Origin of the sequence: Streptomyces sp. NPDC002870 (genome assembly GCF_042888505.1) — a bacterium.
In the GTDB taxonomy this organism is placed as follows: Bacteria; Actinomycetota; Actinomycetes; order Streptomycetales; family Streptomycetaceae; genus Streptomyces.
The window spans coordinates 1-1720 of record NZ_JBIAPW010000089.1 but is presented as its reverse complement, the minus strand read 5'-3'; the positions used below and the strand labels follow the sequence as shown (position 1 = coordinate 1720).

At 67.2% G+C, this 1720-nt stretch carries 2 protein-coding genes; both read right to left on the bottom strand.

The features are described from left to right. Positions 1-9: 9 nt before the first annotated feature. Complete coding sequence (locus tag ACFYWY_RS38160) at positions 10-843, bottom strand: alpha/beta fold hydrolase (protein WP_389196113.1); 834 nt, start codon at positions 841-843, stop codon at positions 10-12. A 124-nt stretch (positions 844-967) separates the two neighbouring features. Next, the coding region (locus ACFYWY_RS38155) for an alpha/beta fold hydrolase (protein WP_389196110.1) at positions 968-1720 on the bottom strand (753 nt) is incomplete at its 5' end.

Below are 1720 nucleotides of genomic sequence, written 5' to 3'. Positions count from 1 at the left end.
GGTGGGTTGTTACTTGGTGAGGAAGGTGAGGAGGGCGTTGTTGACTTCTTGGGCGTGGGTCCATAGGAGGCCGTGGGGGGCTCCTTCGATGACGGTGTAGTCGGCGTGGGGGAGGGCGGTGTGGAAGGGCTGGGCGGTGGCTTCGATGGGGAGGATGCGGTCGGCGGTGCCGTGGAGGATGAGGGCGGGGACGTCGATTTTGGGGATGTCGTTGCGGAAGTCGGTGGTCCAGGTGGGGACGGCGGCGCGTGAGGCGTGGGGGGATGCGGCGGCGGCGGTGGCCCAGTTGGCGCGGACGACGTCTTGGCTGATGCGGGTGCCGAGGTTTTCGTCGAGGTTGTAGAAGGCGTGGTAGAAGTCGGTGAAGTAGGCGTAGCGGTCTTGGGTGACGGCGGTGAGGATGCCTTCGAAGACGGTGCCGTCGACGCCGGTGGGGTTGTCGTCGGTCTTGAGGAGGTAGGGCTCGAGTCCGGCGAGGAAGGCGGCTTTGGCGACGCGTGCGGAGCCGTAGGTGCCCAGGTAGCGGCCGACTTCGCCGGTTCCCATGGAGAATCCGACCAGGACGGTGTCGGTGAGGTCGAGGGTTTCCATGAGGGTGTGGAGGTCGGCGGCGAAGGTGTCGTAGTCGTAGCCGGTGGTGGGCTGGCTGGACTGGCCGAAGCCGCGGCGGTCGTAGGTGATGACGCGGTATCCGGCGTCGAGGAGGGCGGGCAGCTGCTTCTCCCAGGAGTGTCCGTCCAGGGGGTAGCCGTGGATCAGGACGACGGGCTGGCCGGTGCCGTGGTCCTCGTAGTAGAGGTCGATGTCGGTGCTGTTCTCCTGGCCGACGGTGATGAAAGGCATGAGTCTCTCCTCCAGAGGAATGATGTGCGAAAAGGACTGCGGGACTGCGGGGTTGTGGTTCTGCGGGGCCGGCGGGAGGGGGGGCTCCATCCCGCCGGTGTGTGGGTGTGTTGGTGTGTTGGGGTCAGTGGGTGGTTGTGGTGGCTGCTTGCTGGATGATGCGGGTGACGGCGTCGGGGCGTGAGACGGAGACGGCGTGGGAGGCGTTGACCTCGACGGTGTGTGCGTGGGCGCGCTGGGACATGAAGCGCTGGGCGGCCGGGGGGATGTTGAGGTCCTGGGTGGCGATCAGTGACCAGGAGGGGATGGTCTTCCAGGCGGTCTTGGTGGACTTCTCCTCCAGGGCCGTGGCGGCGATGGGCCGCTGGCCCGCGGCCATCAGGGCGGCCTCGCCCGCGGGGACGTCGGCGGCGAACTGCTGGCGGAACTTGTCGGTCTTGATGTAGATGTCGTTGCCGCTCGCGCCTCCGGGCAGGCTGTAGGGCACCGCTTCGATGACATTGCCGAGCGTGCTGCCGGGGTATTTGTTCGACAGCCCCAGCGAGGTCTCGCCCGCCTCGGGTATGAACGCGGCGATGTAGACCAGCGCCGTGACCTTGTCCTCGTGACCGGCGGCCGCGTCACTGATCACGGTGCCGCCGTAGGAATGGCCCACCAAAACCACCGGCCCCTCGATACGGTCCACGACCGTGCGCAGATACGCGGCGTCACTGGCCGGTCCGCGCAGCGGATTCGCCGCGGCCACCACCCGGTACCCCGACTTCTGCAACCGCTCGATCACACCGTTCCAGCTCGAAGCATCCGCGAACGCCCCATGCTCAAGCACAATCGTCGGCTTCGGCTCCGACACCGACGCAGTGGCCGCACCGGCAGTACC

Bases quoted from the DNA above. Each gene is read 5' to 3' on its own strand.
- ACFYWY_RS38160 (WP_389196113.1), bottom strand. From the start codon at position 843: ATGCCTTTCATCACCGTCGGCCAGGAGAACAGCACCGACATCGACCTC.